Annotated in this window: 11 protein-coding genes; 8 read left to right on the top strand and 3 right to left on the bottom strand. The window is 57.7% G+C overall.

What is annotated here, in order from left to right:
- Window positions 1-392: 392 nt before the first annotated feature.
- From HHI26_RS07725 to HHI26_RS07710, 4 genes are all read left to right on the top strand, one after another.
- Window positions 393-1,613 carry an oxalate decarboxylase family bicupin gene (locus HHI26_RS07725; RefSeq protein ID WP_159337368.1) on the top strand — a complete coding sequence of 407 codons (1,221 nt, stop codon included), beginning with the start codon at window positions 393-395 and terminating at the stop codon, window positions 1,611-1,613.
- Between the two features lie 689 nt (window positions 1,614-2,302).
- On the top strand, window positions 2,303-3,370 hold the full coding sequence (locus HHI26_RS07720) for an ABC transporter ATP-binding protein (RefSeq protein ID WP_159337369.1): 1,068 nt from the start codon (window positions 2,303-2,305) through the stop codon (window positions 3,368-3,370).
- Between the two features lie 40 nt (window positions 3,371-3,410).
- Complete coding sequence (locus tag HHI26_RS07715; protein WP_171148869.1) at window positions 3,411-4,388, top strand: ABC transporter substrate-binding protein; 978 nt, start codon at window positions 3,411-3,413, stop codon at window positions 4,386-4,388.
- Between the two features lie 3 nt (window positions 4,389-4,391).
- Window positions 4,392-6,131: an iron ABC transporter permease gene (locus tag HHI26_RS07710; RefSeq protein ID WP_171148868.1), complete on the top strand. Its 1,740-nt coding sequence runs from the start codon at window positions 4,392-4,394 to the stop codon at window positions 6,129-6,131.
- 152 nt (window positions 6,132-6,283) lie between these two features.
- On the opposite strand, the gene abgT is transcribed toward HHI26_RS07710, so the two are convergent.
- The 3 genes from abgT to HHI26_RS07695 all read right to left on the bottom strand — a co-directional run bounded on the left by abgT (window position 6,284) and on the right by HHI26_RS07695 (window position 10,672).
- Window positions 6,284-7,807: a p-aminobenzoyl-glutamate transporter gene (gene abgT, locus HHI26_RS07705; protein ID WP_133843727.1), complete on the bottom strand. Its 1,524-nt coding sequence runs from the start codon at window positions 7,805-7,807 to the stop codon at window positions 6,284-6,286.
- Between the two features lie 100 nt (window positions 7,808-7,907).
- Complete coding sequence (locus tag HHI26_RS07700; protein WP_241008238.1) at window positions 7,908-9,356, bottom strand: M20 family metallopeptidase; 1,449 nt, start codon at window positions 9,354-9,356, stop codon at window positions 7,908-7,910.
- Window positions 9,356-10,672 (bottom strand): amidohydrolase, encoded by a 1,317-nt coding sequence (locus tag HHI26_RS07695; RefSeq protein ID WP_159337371.1) that lies wholly within the window; start codon window positions 10,670-10,672, stop codon window positions 9,356-9,358. Before HHI26_RS07695 ends, HHI26_RS07700 begins: the two co-directional genes overlap by 1 nt.
- 129 nt (window positions 10,673-10,801) lie before the next feature.
- Between HHI26_RS07695 and HHI26_RS07690 the strand changes: the two genes are divergently transcribed.
- The 4 genes from HHI26_RS07690 (at window position 10,802) to HHI26_RS07675 (ending at window position 14,823) form a co-directional block, all read left to right on the top strand.
- The gene (locus tag HHI26_RS07690; RefSeq protein ID WP_133843723.1) at window positions 10,802-11,716 is read left to right on the top strand and encodes a LysR family transcriptional regulator; all 915 of its coding nucleotides are present in this window, start codon (window positions 10,802-10,804) and stop codon (window positions 11,714-11,716) included.
- Window positions 11,717-11,826: 110 nt separating this feature from the next.
- The gene (locus HHI26_RS07685) at window positions 11,827-12,948 is read left to right on the top strand and encodes a porin (RefSeq protein ID WP_241008237.1); all 1,122 of its coding nucleotides are present in this window, start codon (window positions 11,827-11,829) and stop codon (window positions 12,946-12,948) included.
- Window positions 12,949-13,087: 139 nt separating this feature from the next.
- Window positions 13,088-13,606 carry a GNAT family N-acetyltransferase gene (locus tag HHI26_RS07680; protein ID WP_133843721.1) on the top strand — a complete coding sequence of 173 codons (519 nt, stop codon included), beginning with the start codon at window positions 13,088-13,090 and terminating at the stop codon, window positions 13,604-13,606.
- Between the two features lie 89 nt (window positions 13,607-13,695).
- Window positions 13,696-14,823, top strand: coding sequence for an ABC transporter substrate-binding protein (locus HHI26_RS07675; RefSeq protein ID WP_133843718.1), 1,128 nt, complete (start codon window positions 13,696-13,698; stop codon window positions 14,821-14,823).
- Window positions 14,824-14,959 lie beyond the last annotated feature (136 nt).

The raw sequence follows: 14,959 nt of genomic DNA, 5'->3' as shown, positions 1-14,959 counted from the left end.
GTGGCAGGAAAGTGTGGAAACAGGCTTTATTCTAGGCTCTAACAGAGCGCGTTGTTTAACGCAATCATGCGTTATCGCCTGTAACCAGGTGTTTCTTCGCACGGAAAACAGTCGATAAATAACATTAATGGCTGACCGCTGTTTTGTGCTTTTGGTGGATGAGGACAAAACAGAAAAGCAACAAGCGACAAAAAATTCGCTAATCATCCGTGTTATCGGTTTTATTCACTGTTATGCGATGAAATTTACTGATGGATCCTTGCTTACATTTCACTGAGTTTAGCGCCAATTATCTGACTGGCAGGGGAAAAAATATCGAATAGTCTTATCCACTATCGGTGCCTGTGCGCCGTAAAAAATGTTTATTTTGACTGACATAAGGAAATCAAAGGATGAATCCTCTTTCACGTCGCAGTTTTATGGCTTTTGCCGCCGGTGGTACCGTGGCGCTGGCCGCCGGTACGGTTCATGCTCACGAACAGCCCGCAGCCCAGCCCTGGAATGGGAAAATGGGCGGCACCGATCCCGGCCCGCGAGACCCGATCCGTGAGGGGGAAAACCCTGACATTGTAAATCCCCCGGCGACCGATAGCGGCACCTTACCGAATTTGCGTTTTTCCTTCAGCGACGCGCATGTGCGCAAAGGCAGCGGCGGATGGACTCGCCAGGTGACTCAGCGCGAGCTGGGGATCTCGACCACTATTGCGGGTGTGGATATGCGTCTGAACAGCGGTGGTATCCGTGAGCTGCACTGGCATAAAGAGGGCGAGTGGGCCTATATGCTGTATGGCAATGCGCGCATTACCGCGCTGGATACCGAGGGTGGCTGGTTTGTGGATGATGTCGGCGTGGGCGATTTGTGGTATTTCCCGTCAGGTATGCCGCACTCGATTCAGGGACTGGGGCCGGATGGCTGCGAGTTTTTGCTGGCTTTCGACGACGGCAACTTCGATGAAGACAGCACGTTTTTACTCAGTGACTGGTTCAAACATATTCCCCCGGACGTGTTGGCGAAAAACTTCGGTGTGCCTGCCAGCACCTTCAGCTCGCTGCCGTCACCGTCTGACGAGTATATTTTTGCCGGGCAGGTGCCGGGAGCGCTCAGTGCCGATGCCATCGCCGGAGCAAAACCTTCTACGCTGAAGTTTAGCCATCGTATGATGGCGCAAACGCCGATTAAGCTGAAAGGCGGGACGGTGCGCATTACCGACTCCTCCAACTTTAAAATCTCGAAAACCGTCGCCGCCGCGCTGGTGGAGTTACTGCCGGGGGCGATGCGTGAGCTGCACTGGCATCCGAATAACGATGAGTGGCAGTACTATCTGGAAGGGGAAGGGCGCATGGGGGTGTTTGCTTCCTCGGGTGAGGCGCGAACCTTTGATTTTCGCGCCGGTGATGTCGGCTATGTGCCGTTTGCCATGGGCCACTACATCGAGAACACCGGTGATAAACCGCTGCGTTTTTTAGAGCTGTTTAAAAGCGATTATTATGCGGATCTGTCGCTTAATCAGTGGCTGGCACTGACCCCTCCGGCGCTGGTGAAACAGCACCTGCACCTTGATGATGCCTTTATGAAGGCCCTGAACAAAACCAAAACTCCGATCGTGGAATAACCCTGCATCGCTTCGGGCGGGGCATGCCCCGCCCCTACGGCGGGGTCAGGCACGCCTGGCCCATTCCAACAACCCGCAGCATTCCGCAGGGGTCAGGCACGCCTGGCCCATTCCAACAACCCGCAGCATTCCGTAGGGGTCAGGCACGCCCGGCCCATTCCAACAACCCGCAGCATTCCGCAGGGGTCAGGCACGTCCGGCCCATTCCAACAACCCGCAGCATTCCGTAGGGGTCAGGCACGCCCGGCCCATTCCAACAACCCGCAGCATTCCGCAGGGGTCAGGCACGTCCGGCCCATTCCAACAACCCGCAGCATTCCGTAGGGGTCAGGCACGCCTGACCCGTCCTGACAATCCGCAGCATTCCGCAGGGGTCAGGCACGCCTGGCCCATTCCAACAACCCGCAGCATTCCGCAGGGGTCAGGCACGTCCGGCCCATTCCAACAACCCGCAGCATTCCGTAGGGGTCAGGCACGCCTGGCCCGTCCTGACAATCCGCAGCATTCCGCAGGGGTCAGGCACGCCCGGCCCATTCCAACAACCCGCAGCATTCTGTAGGGGTCAGGCACGCCTGACCCGCCCTGGTCAGCAACGTCACTGCCGTTCGCTATCGCACTGTCACCTGCCTGTCATCTACGCTCAGTATGTTTTAACGCGTTACTGTGACTGACGGAGCTGAACTGCATTTATGTCTGCGATCCTGATCGACAACCTGTGTAAATCCTTTGGTTCGCAGCCGGTGCTGCGCGATGTGTCACTCCATATTGAACACGGTGAATTTATTGCGGTACTCGGCCCTTCCGGCTGCGGTAAGACCACTCTGTTGCGTACGCTGGCCGGTTTTGAAACCCCGGATGCGGGAACGATCAGCATAGGTGAACGCTGTTACAGCGCGCCGGGGCAGCATCTGCCGCCGGAACAGCGCGATCTGAGCATTGTCTTTCAGAACTACGCGCTGTGGCCGCATATGTCAGTGGCGGAAAACGTGGAATACGGTCTGAAAGTGAAAGGGATGGCACGTGAGCTGCGTCAGCAGCGGGTGGTTGCGGCTCTGTTACAGGTCGGGTTGGAAGGAATGGCCGAACGTAAGCCGGCCGATCTCTCAGGCGGCCAGCGGCAGCGTGTGGCACTGGCCCGCTGTCTGGTAACGCGTCCTCAGGTGGTGCTGCTCGACGAGCCTCTGGCCAACCTCGATGTGCATCTGCGCGCCACCATGGAAGAGGAATTCACCCGCTTTCACCAGCACTCTGGTGCCACGCTGTTGTATATCACTCACGATCAGCATGAAGCGATGGCGCTGGCCGACCGCATTGTGGTGATGCACGCCGGGCAGGTGATGCAGTTCGCCAGCCCGCAAACTCTCTACCGCCAGCCCGCCTGTGAAATGGTGGCGCGCTTTATTGACGATGGCCGCGTGGTCACCGTCAGCGATATTGAAGCGGACGGACACGGCCGCGCCTGGGTCACGCTTTACGGACAGCGCATCTCCCTGCGTGCCAGCCCCCAACAGCCCGTACTGCCTGTTGGGAAAATCTGTTTGCATGCAGCCGATTTACGTCTGGCAACGGAAGAACAGCCGGGCTTCTGGGGCACTATTCAGCGGGTGATTTACCGTGGCAGTTACCGCCAGTTGGAGATCGCGCCGGAGGCTGACCCGGAAAACCGCCTGACCCTGATGCTTACCGATGCGCCACTGTGGCAGACGGGTGAGCGCCTGAAGCTGTCGGTCGTTGATGGCTGGGTCATTCCCGCTTAATTTTTCTCTCATTTACCATCACTTAAAGGACTTCAGGGATATGCGTAACACGATAAAAATTCTGGCGCTGCTGGTGGGCTTCTCTTCACTGTCCACCCTGGCGGCCGATGGCAAACTGGTGGTGTATACCTCGCAGGCACCGGAAATTGCCCAGCAAACCATGGATGCCTTTAAAGCGGCGAACCCCGGCATCGAGGTGTCCTGGACGCGTAACGGCACCACGCAATTGATGAACGTGCTGCGGACCGAAATGATGAGCGGTGAGGTGAAAGCCGATGTGCTGCTGGTGGCAGATGCCATTAACCTCGGCGCGCTGAAAAAAGAGGGCAAACTGATGGCCTGGCCGGATGCGCCGGTCAGCAACATCAGCCCTGATTTCTATGACAAAGATAAGACCTGGTTTGGCACCAAAATCATCGCCACGGTGATTGGCTATAACACCCAAAAGGCCAAACCGGTAAACAGCTGGATGGCGTTGACGGCGGCAGATAACCGGGGGCAGGTGGCGGTGCCAAGCCCGCTTTACTCCGGTGCGGCGCTCTATCATCTGCACACGGTGATCAATACGCCGACGATTGGCTGGGATTTTTATCAGAAGCTGGCCGCGAACGGCGTGACCCCGGAAGGTGGCAACGGCCCGGCGCTGAAAGCGGTGGCCAGCGGCATGGCGAAATATGGCGTGATCACCGATGCCGATATCATCCGTGCTAAGAAGCAGGGATCCCCGGTGGACCTGGTCTATCCGCAGGAAGGCGTGTCCTATGTGACAGAGCCGGTGGCGATCCTCAAAGGGGCACATAACGTTGCGGCTGCCAAAGTCTTCGTCAGCTTTATGCTGTCGGAGAAAGGTCAGCAGTTAGTCGCGACCCAGGGGAACCGTCCTGTCGACAAACGTGTGGCTGCGCCGGAAGGCTTTGCGCCGATGGAGAGCATCAAACTGCTGACGCTGGATACCGATAAAGCGGTGGCCGACGATAAGCAGGTGCGGGATAAATTCACTGAAATTTTTGGTGGCTAAAGGATGAGCGTGCTGCCTTCTCTGACGCGCAGCCTGCCGGGGCAGCGCAGGTTGCGTCTGCCTGGCAGCGAGCACTGGGTGCTGTGGCTGCTGGCGCTGATGATCGGCCTGCTGTCGGTGGCCCCGCTGGCGCGGCTGGTCTGGGCCGCCGTGGCGCCGCAGGGTGTGCCGGACAGTCAGCGTCTGTTTGAGCTGCTGGCCACCCCGCGGGTGCTGCGTGCAACGGGCAACACGCTGCTGATTGCGCTGGCCTCGACGGCACTGGCGCTGCTGCTGGGTACGCTGGCTGCCTGGCTGGTGGCGCTGAGTAATATGCGTGCGAAAGCGGCATGGGTCTTTGCGTTTATCCTGCCACTGATGATCCCCCCACAGGTCACGGCGCTTGCGTGGGTACAGGCGCTGTCGCCGTCCAGTCTGGTGATGCAGGCGCTGGTGGCCCTTGGGTTGCCGTTTGACAGCGGCGGGCCACCGCCGCTCTATTCACTGGGTGGTATTATTCTGCTGCTCGGCCTGCACAATGCGCCGCTGGTGTTTCTGGCGGTGCGCGCCGGGTTGCAACGTCTGCCTGCTGAACTGGTGGAGGCGGCTCGCATTACCGGCGCATCGCCGCTGCACGTTCTGTTGACGGTGGTCCTGCCGCTGGCGCGTCCGGCGATCTTTGCCGGTGCGGCGCTGTCGTTTGTGGCGGCGGCAGGCAACTTTGGTATTCAGGCTATGCTCGGTATTCCTGGCCGGGTGCCCACGTTGATCACGCTGGTTTATCAGCAGCTTAATACCACCGGACCGGGCGCATTGCCTGATATGGCGGTGCTCTCGCTACTGCTGGCGGCGATCACTTTGGGCGGTATGCTGGTCAGTAATCTGCTGGGCGGGCGACGCGATGTGCGCGTGAATGGCAGCACGCAGCCGTTCACTCAGTCCCTCGGGCGCTGGCGTCTGCCGGTGGAGTGTGCGGTATGGTTGCTGATGGTGCTGATCCTGCTGCTGCCGCTCTCGGCGCTGCTGACCACCTCGTTGACGCAGGGTTTTGGTCAGTCACTGAACCTGCAATCACTGACGCTGCTTAACTACCGCAATGCGCTGTTTGACTACCCCGCAGTGCGTCATGCTTTTCTCACCAGTCTGGGCCTGACGCTGCTGGCAGTGGCGATCCTCACGGTGATGGCGCTGTTTATGGCCTGTTTCCTCAGCTGGCGCCGCAGTCGCCTGGTACGGGTGCTGCATCTCTCCAGCGAACTGGCTTACGCTTTGCCTGGTGTGGTGACCGGGATTGCCGCGCTGCTGTTCTTCCTGAAACCGTTGCCGCTGGTGAATGTCAGTCTTTACGGCACGGTGTGGATTATTCTCGCGGCCTATCTTTCCAACTTTCTGGCGCTGGTGCTACGGCCAACGCTGGCCGGTTTTGCCCGCATCGAGCGTTCGCTGGATGAAGCCGCACAGCTGGCGGGAGCGGGGTTTCTGCGGCGCATGCGTGACATTGTGCTGCCGCTGGTGGCGCCTTCGGCGATTGCCGGGGCGATTCTGGTATTCCTGACCGCGCTGAACGAAATTCAGGTATCGATTCTGTTGGTGACCTCCACAACCCAGACCCTCGGGCCGACGATTGTCTTCCTCGATGAGGGCGGTTCCTCAACGCTGGCCGCCGCCGTTGGCTGTTTGATGATCCTGCTGGTGGTGCTGCTGATGCTGCTGGCGTCATGGCTGGCACGACGTCATCGTGGCGTGCTGCCGTGGCAGGTTTAAACCGTTATCTTACGGCGTTTACGGTCAACGGCAGGTCAAGATTAACGGCCAGGCCAAGGGCGTTTCGCTTTCCCACTTTGTGGGCGAAGCGACCAAAGGGCGGCAGTCGCCCCGCCCTTTGGAATCCGCGCTTGCGGCAGGCGTCACGCCCCCTACGGCAACACCGGATATACCCCCGGCCCAATCGGCAGCCCCAGCGCATACCACGCCAGCAGCAGCGCAATCCACACGGCAAAAAACACCAGCGGATACGGCATAATCAGCGTGTAATAGGTCCCGAGCTGCGCGTCTTTGCGGTAGCGTTGCAGGAAGCCAAGGAACAGCGGCAGGAACGGTGACATTGGCGACAGCGGCAACACAGCAGAGTCAGCGATGCGGAAAATCATCTGTGCGAAGGCCGGGTGGAAGCCAAGCAGCATAAACATCGGCACGAAAATTGGTGCCAGGATCGACCAGATAGCTGACCCACTGGCGATAAACATGCAAAGAAACGCCGACAGGAACATCAGCCCGATAAACGCCGGTGCGCCGGTCATGGACATTTGCTCCAGCACATCCGTCAGCCCCACCGCCATAAATGTGCCCATATTGCTCCAGTTAAACATCGCGACAAACTGGGCGAGCGGGAACACCATCACGATAAATCCGGCCATGCTTTTCATCGGTTCAATCAGCAGGGCAGGTACATCATCCGGGCGGGTGATCTGCTTTGTCGCCACGCCGTAAGTGATCGCCACCACAAAGAAGAACAGAATAATCAGCGGCACAATGCCCTGAATAAACGGCGAAGGGATGATCGCGCCGCTGCCCGGATTGCGCAGCATCGCCCCTTCAGGTACCACCATCAGCGCCACCAGACCGATAAACACGACTGCCGCCAGCGCACTCATCAGCAGGCCACGGTTCTGCAACGGTGTCAGGCTGGCGAGCTTCTCTTCACTGTCTCCCTGCCAGGCGGGCAGGCGGGGTTCAACAAACTTATCCGTCAGCAGCCCGCCCGCGAAGGTCAGCACGATCACCGAGCTGGCCATAAAGAACCAGTTATCGATGACGCTGACGTGTACGGTATCGCTCACCGCTTTGGCCGCCTCACTGCTGATGCCCGAGAGCAGCACATCGGTGGTCACAATCAGCAGGTTGGCGGTAAAGCCGGAAGCCACCCCGGCAATTGCGGCAAGCAGCCCGGCGACCGGATGACGACCGACGGCAATAAACATCAGGGCACCCAGTGGCGGCATCACCACCAGTGCAGCATCCGACGAAATATGGCTGAAGAAGGCGATAAACAGCACCATATAACTGGCGTAGCGGGCGCTGACAAACGAGGCCATCTTATTCATCAGTGCCTGCAACAGCCCGGTTTTTTCGGCCAGTCCGGCACCAATCATCAGCGCGAGGATCGAACCCAGCGGGGCAAAGCCGCTGAAGTTTTTGATGATATTCGGCAGGACCCACTGGATGCCCGCCACGCTCAGCAGGTTTTTGACCTCGACCATCTTACCGCTGGCCGGATTTTTCACCGCCACGCCGAACCAGGAGAGCAGCGCGGTCGATATCATCAGTACAGCAATCAGATAAACAAATAACAGAAACGGATTAGGTATCTTGTTGCCGATGCGTTCAATCCAGTAAAAAATCTTTCCCGGGCTTTTGTTGGCCGCTGTTGTTTCGCTCATTGATTAACCCTATTGCCTTGTCGTCGTTATGATGGTGTTTGCGTGTTATTTTTTTAACGGGGCCGGGATCGAGCCAGGCCTCCGGGAACGTCGAATATCGTTACGCCAGCGGCGTTGGTTTAACGCCTGCCGGAATGGGGCAGTGGTAAGGCTGTCTGGCCCGCTGCTGACGGAACTCCTGCTGCGCATTATCCAGGACATCCGCATCGCTGAATAATGCCAGCGCGGTTGCCGCCAGGGTTTTACCTGCAAGACACATGCCTTTATGGGCAATCGGGGTGCGGCCCTGGGCCACTAACTGCCAGCTGTGCAGTGCCGTGCCGAAGGCAAAACAGGGGGTAAAACACTGTGCGGTCGGTGCCACCCAACTGACGTCACCCACATCGGTTGAGCCGTACAGCACCTCTTCGCTGGCGCAGTACGGAGCAACGCTCTCCATCAGCACGCGATCGCCCAGCGCCTCTACCCAGGCGTGGCCCGCACTCCCCCCGGTACGCGCAGCGTTCAGCCGGGCGTTACGCAGATCGTCGGCGTTCAGCGTCTGGCGAATATCGGCGGCAAACTGGCGTTCTTCGTCGGTATAATCGGGCAATCCAAAATGCGTGAGCTGGCGATACATCAGCTGTTCCAGCACCCGGTTGGGCTGATAGTTGGAGCAGGCTTTTTCAAAGCGCACGCTCATCTGCGTACCTGTCATCAGTGCGGCGCCACGGGCGATATCGGTTACCCGCTGGTAAATATCCTCCAGCTGGTCAAGCTGCGGTGCGCGCACCAGATACAGTACTTCTGCCTCCGCCTGCACCACATTGGGGGAACTGCCGCCGCTGTTGGTCACCGCATAGTGCAGCCGCGCTTCAGGAATAATGTGTTCGCGCAGGAAGTTAGCGCCGGTATTCATCAATGTGATGGCATCCAGCGCGCTGCGTCCGAGGTGCGGTGCATTGGCCGCATGAGAGGCGACGCCGCTGAAGTGAAACGCCGCCTGGATATTGGCGAGGGTGGCGGTATTAAACATGCCGCTGAAGCCCTCGGGGTGCCAGGTCAGCGCGGCATCGACATCGTCGAACAGCCCTTCACGCACCATAAAGGTTTTACCGGAGCCACCCTCTTCGCCGGGGCAGCCGTAAAAGCGGATCGTGCCTGTTGCGCTGTTCTGTTGCAGCCAGGCCTTGACCGCACAGGCCGCCGCCAGCGCGGCAGTGCCCAACAGATTGTGGCCGCAGCCGTGGCCGTTGCCATCCGTGACCAGCGGCGTGCGCGTGCTGCATCCCGCCTGCTGGCTCAGCCCGGCCAGCGCGTCATACTCACCCAGCAGGGCAATCACCGGCTGACCCTTCCCGTAGCTGGCGATAAACGCAGTTTCAATGCCACCCGCCGCCTGTTCAATGCTAAAACCTTCCTGTTCCAGTGCCCCGGAGAGCAGCCCGGCGGCGAAGGTTTCGGTAAAGCGCGTTTCTGGCTGGTCCCAGATGGCATCGCTTAATGCGCTGAATCGCGCCTGGTGCTGGTCGATGTAGTGCGCCACAAAGTCATTCATTGCCTGGTTCATCACGCCTCCGCTTCGAATTCAGCAATATTGAGTGCAATCGCCGCGAGGGTTTTCACCGCCACCGCCATCACCTGCTCATTGAAGTCGAATTTTTCGTTGTGGTGCCCGGCGCTCAGTTCGGTGCCGAAAATGATGTAGGAAGCCTGCCCGCCGTGCTGCTTGACCCGCTCCATCATGTAGGTGGCATCTTCCGATCCGGCCGCCACACCGCGCTTGTCGACCCGCGAGGTCAGCTCGGGAATATGCCTCGCCTGGTGGCGAATATAACGCACCCATGGGGCGGTGGGCTGGCTGCTGCGCGCCGCGCCCATCAGCGTGACCTGATGCTCCACGCCGTACATCTCTGCCGCCCCTTTCAGGGTTTGCAGCGCACGCTGGTAGATAAAATCGTTGATTTCATTGGTTGCGCCACGGGTTTCCACTTTCATCATTGCACGGTCAGCGACGACGTTACGCCCGGTACCTGCCTGCAAGACGCCAACGTTGACACGGGCGCTGCCGCCGCTGTGCTGGGTCAGGGTGTGCAATCCCAGCGTGGCCTGTGCGGCGGCCAGCAGCGCGTTGCTGCCCTCTTCGGGGCGAGCACCCGCATGGGCAGCATTGCCACGGAAGCTGACGTCGAGCTTGGTGGTGGCCATAAAGTTATCGCTGCCGCACACCAGTTCACCCGCTGGAACGCCGGTGCCGATATGGATGGCGGTAAAGAAGTCGACGTCATCGACCACGCCCGCTTCGACCATCGATTTTGCGCCGCGAGTGCCTTCCTCTGCTGGCTGGAAAATCAGCTTGATGGTGCCGCTCAGTTCGGCTTCGAACTGCTTCAGGACCTGCGCCAGGCCAAGGCCGATGGTGGTGTGGCCGTCGTGGCCGCAGGCGTGCATCATGCCTGCATTGACGGAGCCAAAGCCCTCGGCGTGCGGGCGATGCTCCTCCGTCTGGTTTTCAATCACGTCCAGCGCATCCATATCCACGCGGAATGCCATCACCGGGCCGGGGCGGCCAGTCGCCAGCGTGGCGACAATCGCGCAGAAACCGCCGGAGAAGTGCGGCAGCCACTCCGGCAGCGCCCCCTGTTCCCGTGCACGCTGTTCGTGTTGCGCCAGTACCTCCGGCGCAGGCAGGCCCATGCGCGCTTCGGCCTTCACCACCTCTTTACCCAGCTGGAGCTGATAGCCAAGTCGATGGAGTTCGGCGGCCACGAGGGTGGCGGTGCGGAACTCCAGCCAGCCGGATTCGGCAAATTTATGCAGGTCACGCCGCCGCGCCTGTAGACGGGGTGCAATCTCTTTCACAAAGTCAGCAATAGCCTGGTGCATGGGTCATCCTTCTGATTGGGCATCATGATTTCAGTGTTATTACTTTCTGTTCTACACAATGGAATCCACGGGCAGAAGATGCCAATATCTTGTGACTGATAATCAGCGGTTATCACATAAGGAAAACCTATGCCTGCCTCCATCAAGTTACACCAGCTACGCGCTTTTGTTGACGTTGCCCGTCACGGCAGCATTCGTGCTGCCAGCCGGGCCGCCGGGTTGTCACAGCCCGCGCTGACTAAATCGATTCAGGAGCTGGAGGAGGTGCTGGGTGCAAGGTTGTTTATCCGGCGCAGTCAGGGCGTGGCGCTCACCGAGATTGGTGATAACTTTTTTCAACATGCGAGCCTGGTCCTTGAAGAGTTGCGCGTTGCGCAGGAGGACATTCAGCAGCGGCTGGGGCTGGCGGGTGGCACGGTGAACATCGGTGTGGGCGGCAGCATTGCGCGAACGCTGATGCCACAGGTGATCACCCAGTTTCGTCGCCAGTTTCCCAATGTGAAGATCCGCATTGTGGAAGGGCAACTGGTCTCAATGATCCCTGAGCTGCGACAGGGCGAGCTGGATTTCACTATCAACACATCCTATCCCGGTCATCTGGACAGCGAGCTGAGCTATGAAAGGCTGATGGAGCGCGAATATCGCGTCGTGGTGCGCAAAGGGCATCCGTGTGAGCACGTGACGTCGCTGGCGGAATTGCAGCACTGCGACTGGACGATGCCAACGCCACGCGGTAGCTATTATCGCCTGCTGCATGATCTGCTGCACGATATGGGCATGGCCCCGGCGATCAGCGTCACCTGCGAAACCTTTATGGCCTGCACCAGCCTGATCGCACAGAGTGATTTTGTCAGTATTCTCTCCAGTGATGTGATCGGCGACCCGATCCTCGGCAACCAGCTGGTGGCGCTGAATATTAAAGAGGTGCTGCCCAATGCCACGTTTTATCTCATTCAGCGGAAGGACAGTACGCTGACGCCGATGGGGGCAGAGCTGGCGCGCTTATTCCGTCTTCATTGCTGCCATTCACAAAAAGAGAACTAAGCACCGCACATCCCACTAAAACACACGCGGGAAAAACGCTATTTATTGATGATGTCGCCTGGCAGAACTCCCGGCAGTGGGCTGGTTGGAGCAATAAGGTGATATTCAGGATGCAAAAAACAGGGAAGGCGCTGGCTATCGTAATGCTGGTTCTTGCGTCATCTTCGGCCTGTGCGACGATCACCGTGCTGAAAAAAAACACCTTCACCGATCCGTGGTTATCCCCACTGAGTCTTGGCATCAGCGGCAGTATTCGCCCGGAGTTTATCTGGCATAAGGGAGAAGATAACCACGGTGGGCATGATGGCGGTACGCGTTTTCGCTTCAGCGTCGATTACCTGCTCAGGCCCGGCACATCGGTTATCGGCTTCTATTCACTGGGTGTGGATACGGCACATGTACTCGGGCTGAAGCACCACTACGATCATGACAATAACTGGGGGATTCAGCGTAAGCTGTTTGGTGGCATTAAAGATGACCGCTACGGTACGCTCACTTTTGGACACCAGTACAGCGTCTATTACGACACGATTGGGATAAAAAGTGACGTTTGGGACAATGACGGGCATGCCAGTGCTAACTGGATTGGCGTCGGTGGGGACTATGACGGGGGAGAACGCCCACGCAATAGTCTGAAGTACACCAACATCTTCGGTGACCTGACGCTCTTTGTTGACTATTTGCTGCCGCAGGATGAACTGGTGTTGGGTGACAGCCAGTATTACCGACGCAAACGCGGTGGTGGCATTGGTGTTGACTATCAGATGGCAAAAGATCTGACGATGAGCGCCAGCTGGAATCAGACCAACGCCACGGTCAGAGGTTCGGGCAGAAAACAACGCGGTTATCGCCAGCAGTTTAGCGGCGCTGCCATGACCTGGCAGCCGGGCAACTGGTATCTGGTCGAAACTGCCACCCTGTATCGACATTATGTTCCTGCCACGATACGGCAGAGCACCGACAACTATTTTGCGCGACGCGGTTATGGGCTGGAGGCCTTTGCCGGTTATACCTTTCCGATCGACAAGCGTTATCTTCACTCCGTTCAGCCCTATTTTGCGGTGGATACGCTGCGCTTGCAGGGAAATGAAAATTATCATGCGAATCATGGATATCTGGGGGTTTACACGCAGCTGGCTTATGGCTTCTCCATTTATCTGGAACACACCTTCACCGCAGCGTCTGACAATGACCCAGACCAGACCTGGCTATCGGTTTACTATGATTTTTAAGCGCCCAACAATGAGTCGCGAACAGAATAGCCGGAGAGCATTTAATCTCCCTGTGGGGATTTTTCATTCGCCAAGGTATTAGTAAAAGCGATAGATTAATCTGCATCGCCGAATGATCTTAACCCCAGCGGAGCCACGCATGATGCCCACCGAGCTTATCACTATCCAGCGCTACCGATCGGAATACCAGCCTGGCGTCGTACAGCTTATCCTGCCGATCCAGAATGAGGAGTTTGGCATTGCCATCACGGCAGCACAGCAGCCGGATCTCAGCGATATCGGCCATTTTTATCAGCAGGGAAACGGTGATTTCTGGCTGGCGCAGATTGGTGAACGCGTGGTGGGCTGTATTGGTCTGAAAGATATAGGTCAACAGCAAACGGCGCTGCGTAAGATGTTTGTTGCCGCGCCGTATCGCGGGCGGGAGTGGGGGGTGGCGTCTGCGTTGCTTAACACCCTGATGATGCATGCACGACACCGGAGGGTGGACGATATCTTCCTTGGAACCACCGCGAAGTTTCTCGCGGCACACCGTTTTTACGAGAAAAACGGTTTTAGCGAGATCCCGGTGACGGAGCTACCCGTCAGCTTCCCGGTGATGACGGTGGACACGAAGTTCTACCGTTTTACCTTCTCATCCTCATGCGAAATTTCCTGACACATATTGTAATAACCCCGGCCTCGTCGTAGCATTCCTCAGCAAAATTGAGATTGAGAATAATTATTATTTCCTCTGTGGAGAGTGCTATGACGTTCTGGGGTAAAGCAGTGATCTTTGCTGGCGGTTTGTTCGCGTCGGCCAGCCTGCTGGCGGCACCGTTTGTGGTGGAAGATGTCAGCGGCCGTAAGGTCGAAATCAAATCCGAAGTGAAACGCGTGATCCTCGGTGAAGGGCGGCAGATCTACCTGCTTGCGGCCTTTGATACCGATGCACCGTTCCAGCGTGTGGTGGGCTGGCGCGACGATCTGCCAAAAGCGGATTTTGACAGCTATCAGATCTACGCCAAAAAATATCCGTCCATTACTTCACTACCGACCTTCGGCGGCGCGAAAGATGGCACCTTTAACGTTGAGCAGGCGCTGACGCTGAAGCCCGATCTGGTGTTGATGAACCTGGAATCGAAAGCGGCCACCGATGAATCTAAACTGACGGAAAAACTCGACAAGCTGGGCATCCCGGTGGTGTTTATCGATTTCCGCGAAAAGCCGTTTGAGAACGCGGTGAAAAGCATCCGCATTATGGGGCAGCTGGTTGGTAAACCTGAACGTGCGGAAGAGATCATCGCCTTCCGTCAGCAGCAGATCGATATCGTCACCGAACGCCTGAAAAACTATCAGGGCCCGCGTCCTAAAGTGATGCTGGATCGTGCCGGTGGCTATACCGAAGAGTGCTGCATGTCCTTCGGCGACGAGAACTTCGGCCGTATGGTCGAAGTGGCAGGGGGAACGAATATTGCCAAAGGGCTGATCCCAGGCACCTTCGGTACGCTGAATCCTGAGCAGATTATCGCTTCGCGTCCGGATGTGGTGGTGGTGACCGGTGCGAACTGGAAAAACTACAATACGGCCGGTGGCTGGGTGGGTGTCGGGCCAGGTGCGGATGTGACGCTGGCGACCCAGCGTTTAACCGCCCTGATGGCGCGTCCGGCATTCCGTACGTTGCCGGTGGCCACCAACGGTAACGCACACGCTATCTGGCATCAGTTCTACGACAGCCCTTATCAGTTTGTCGCGATTCAGATGCTGGCAAAATGGCTGCATCCGGAGTTGTTTAAAGATATCGACCCGGACGCTACGTTCCGTGAGTTCCATCAGCGGTTCTTGCCGATTGATTATCAGCCAGGTTACTGGGTTACCCTGAAACCGACGCCATAAATCTCTGAACAAAGGGTGCGATTCGCACCCTTTGTTCATTATGGAGGTTATCAATGAGCTGAAGCGATTATCCTGGAATAATCTTTATCCAAACTCATATCTGCTAACACGTTTCCCGCCCCCGTCGTCTTCCTTT

Source organism: Erwinia sp. JH02, assembly GCF_013074405.1.
Lineage (GTDB): Bacteria > Pseudomonadota > Gammaproteobacteria > Enterobacterales > Enterobacteriaceae > Erwinia > Erwinia rhapontici.
This window is presented reverse-complemented; position numbering and strand designations above follow the sequence as displayed.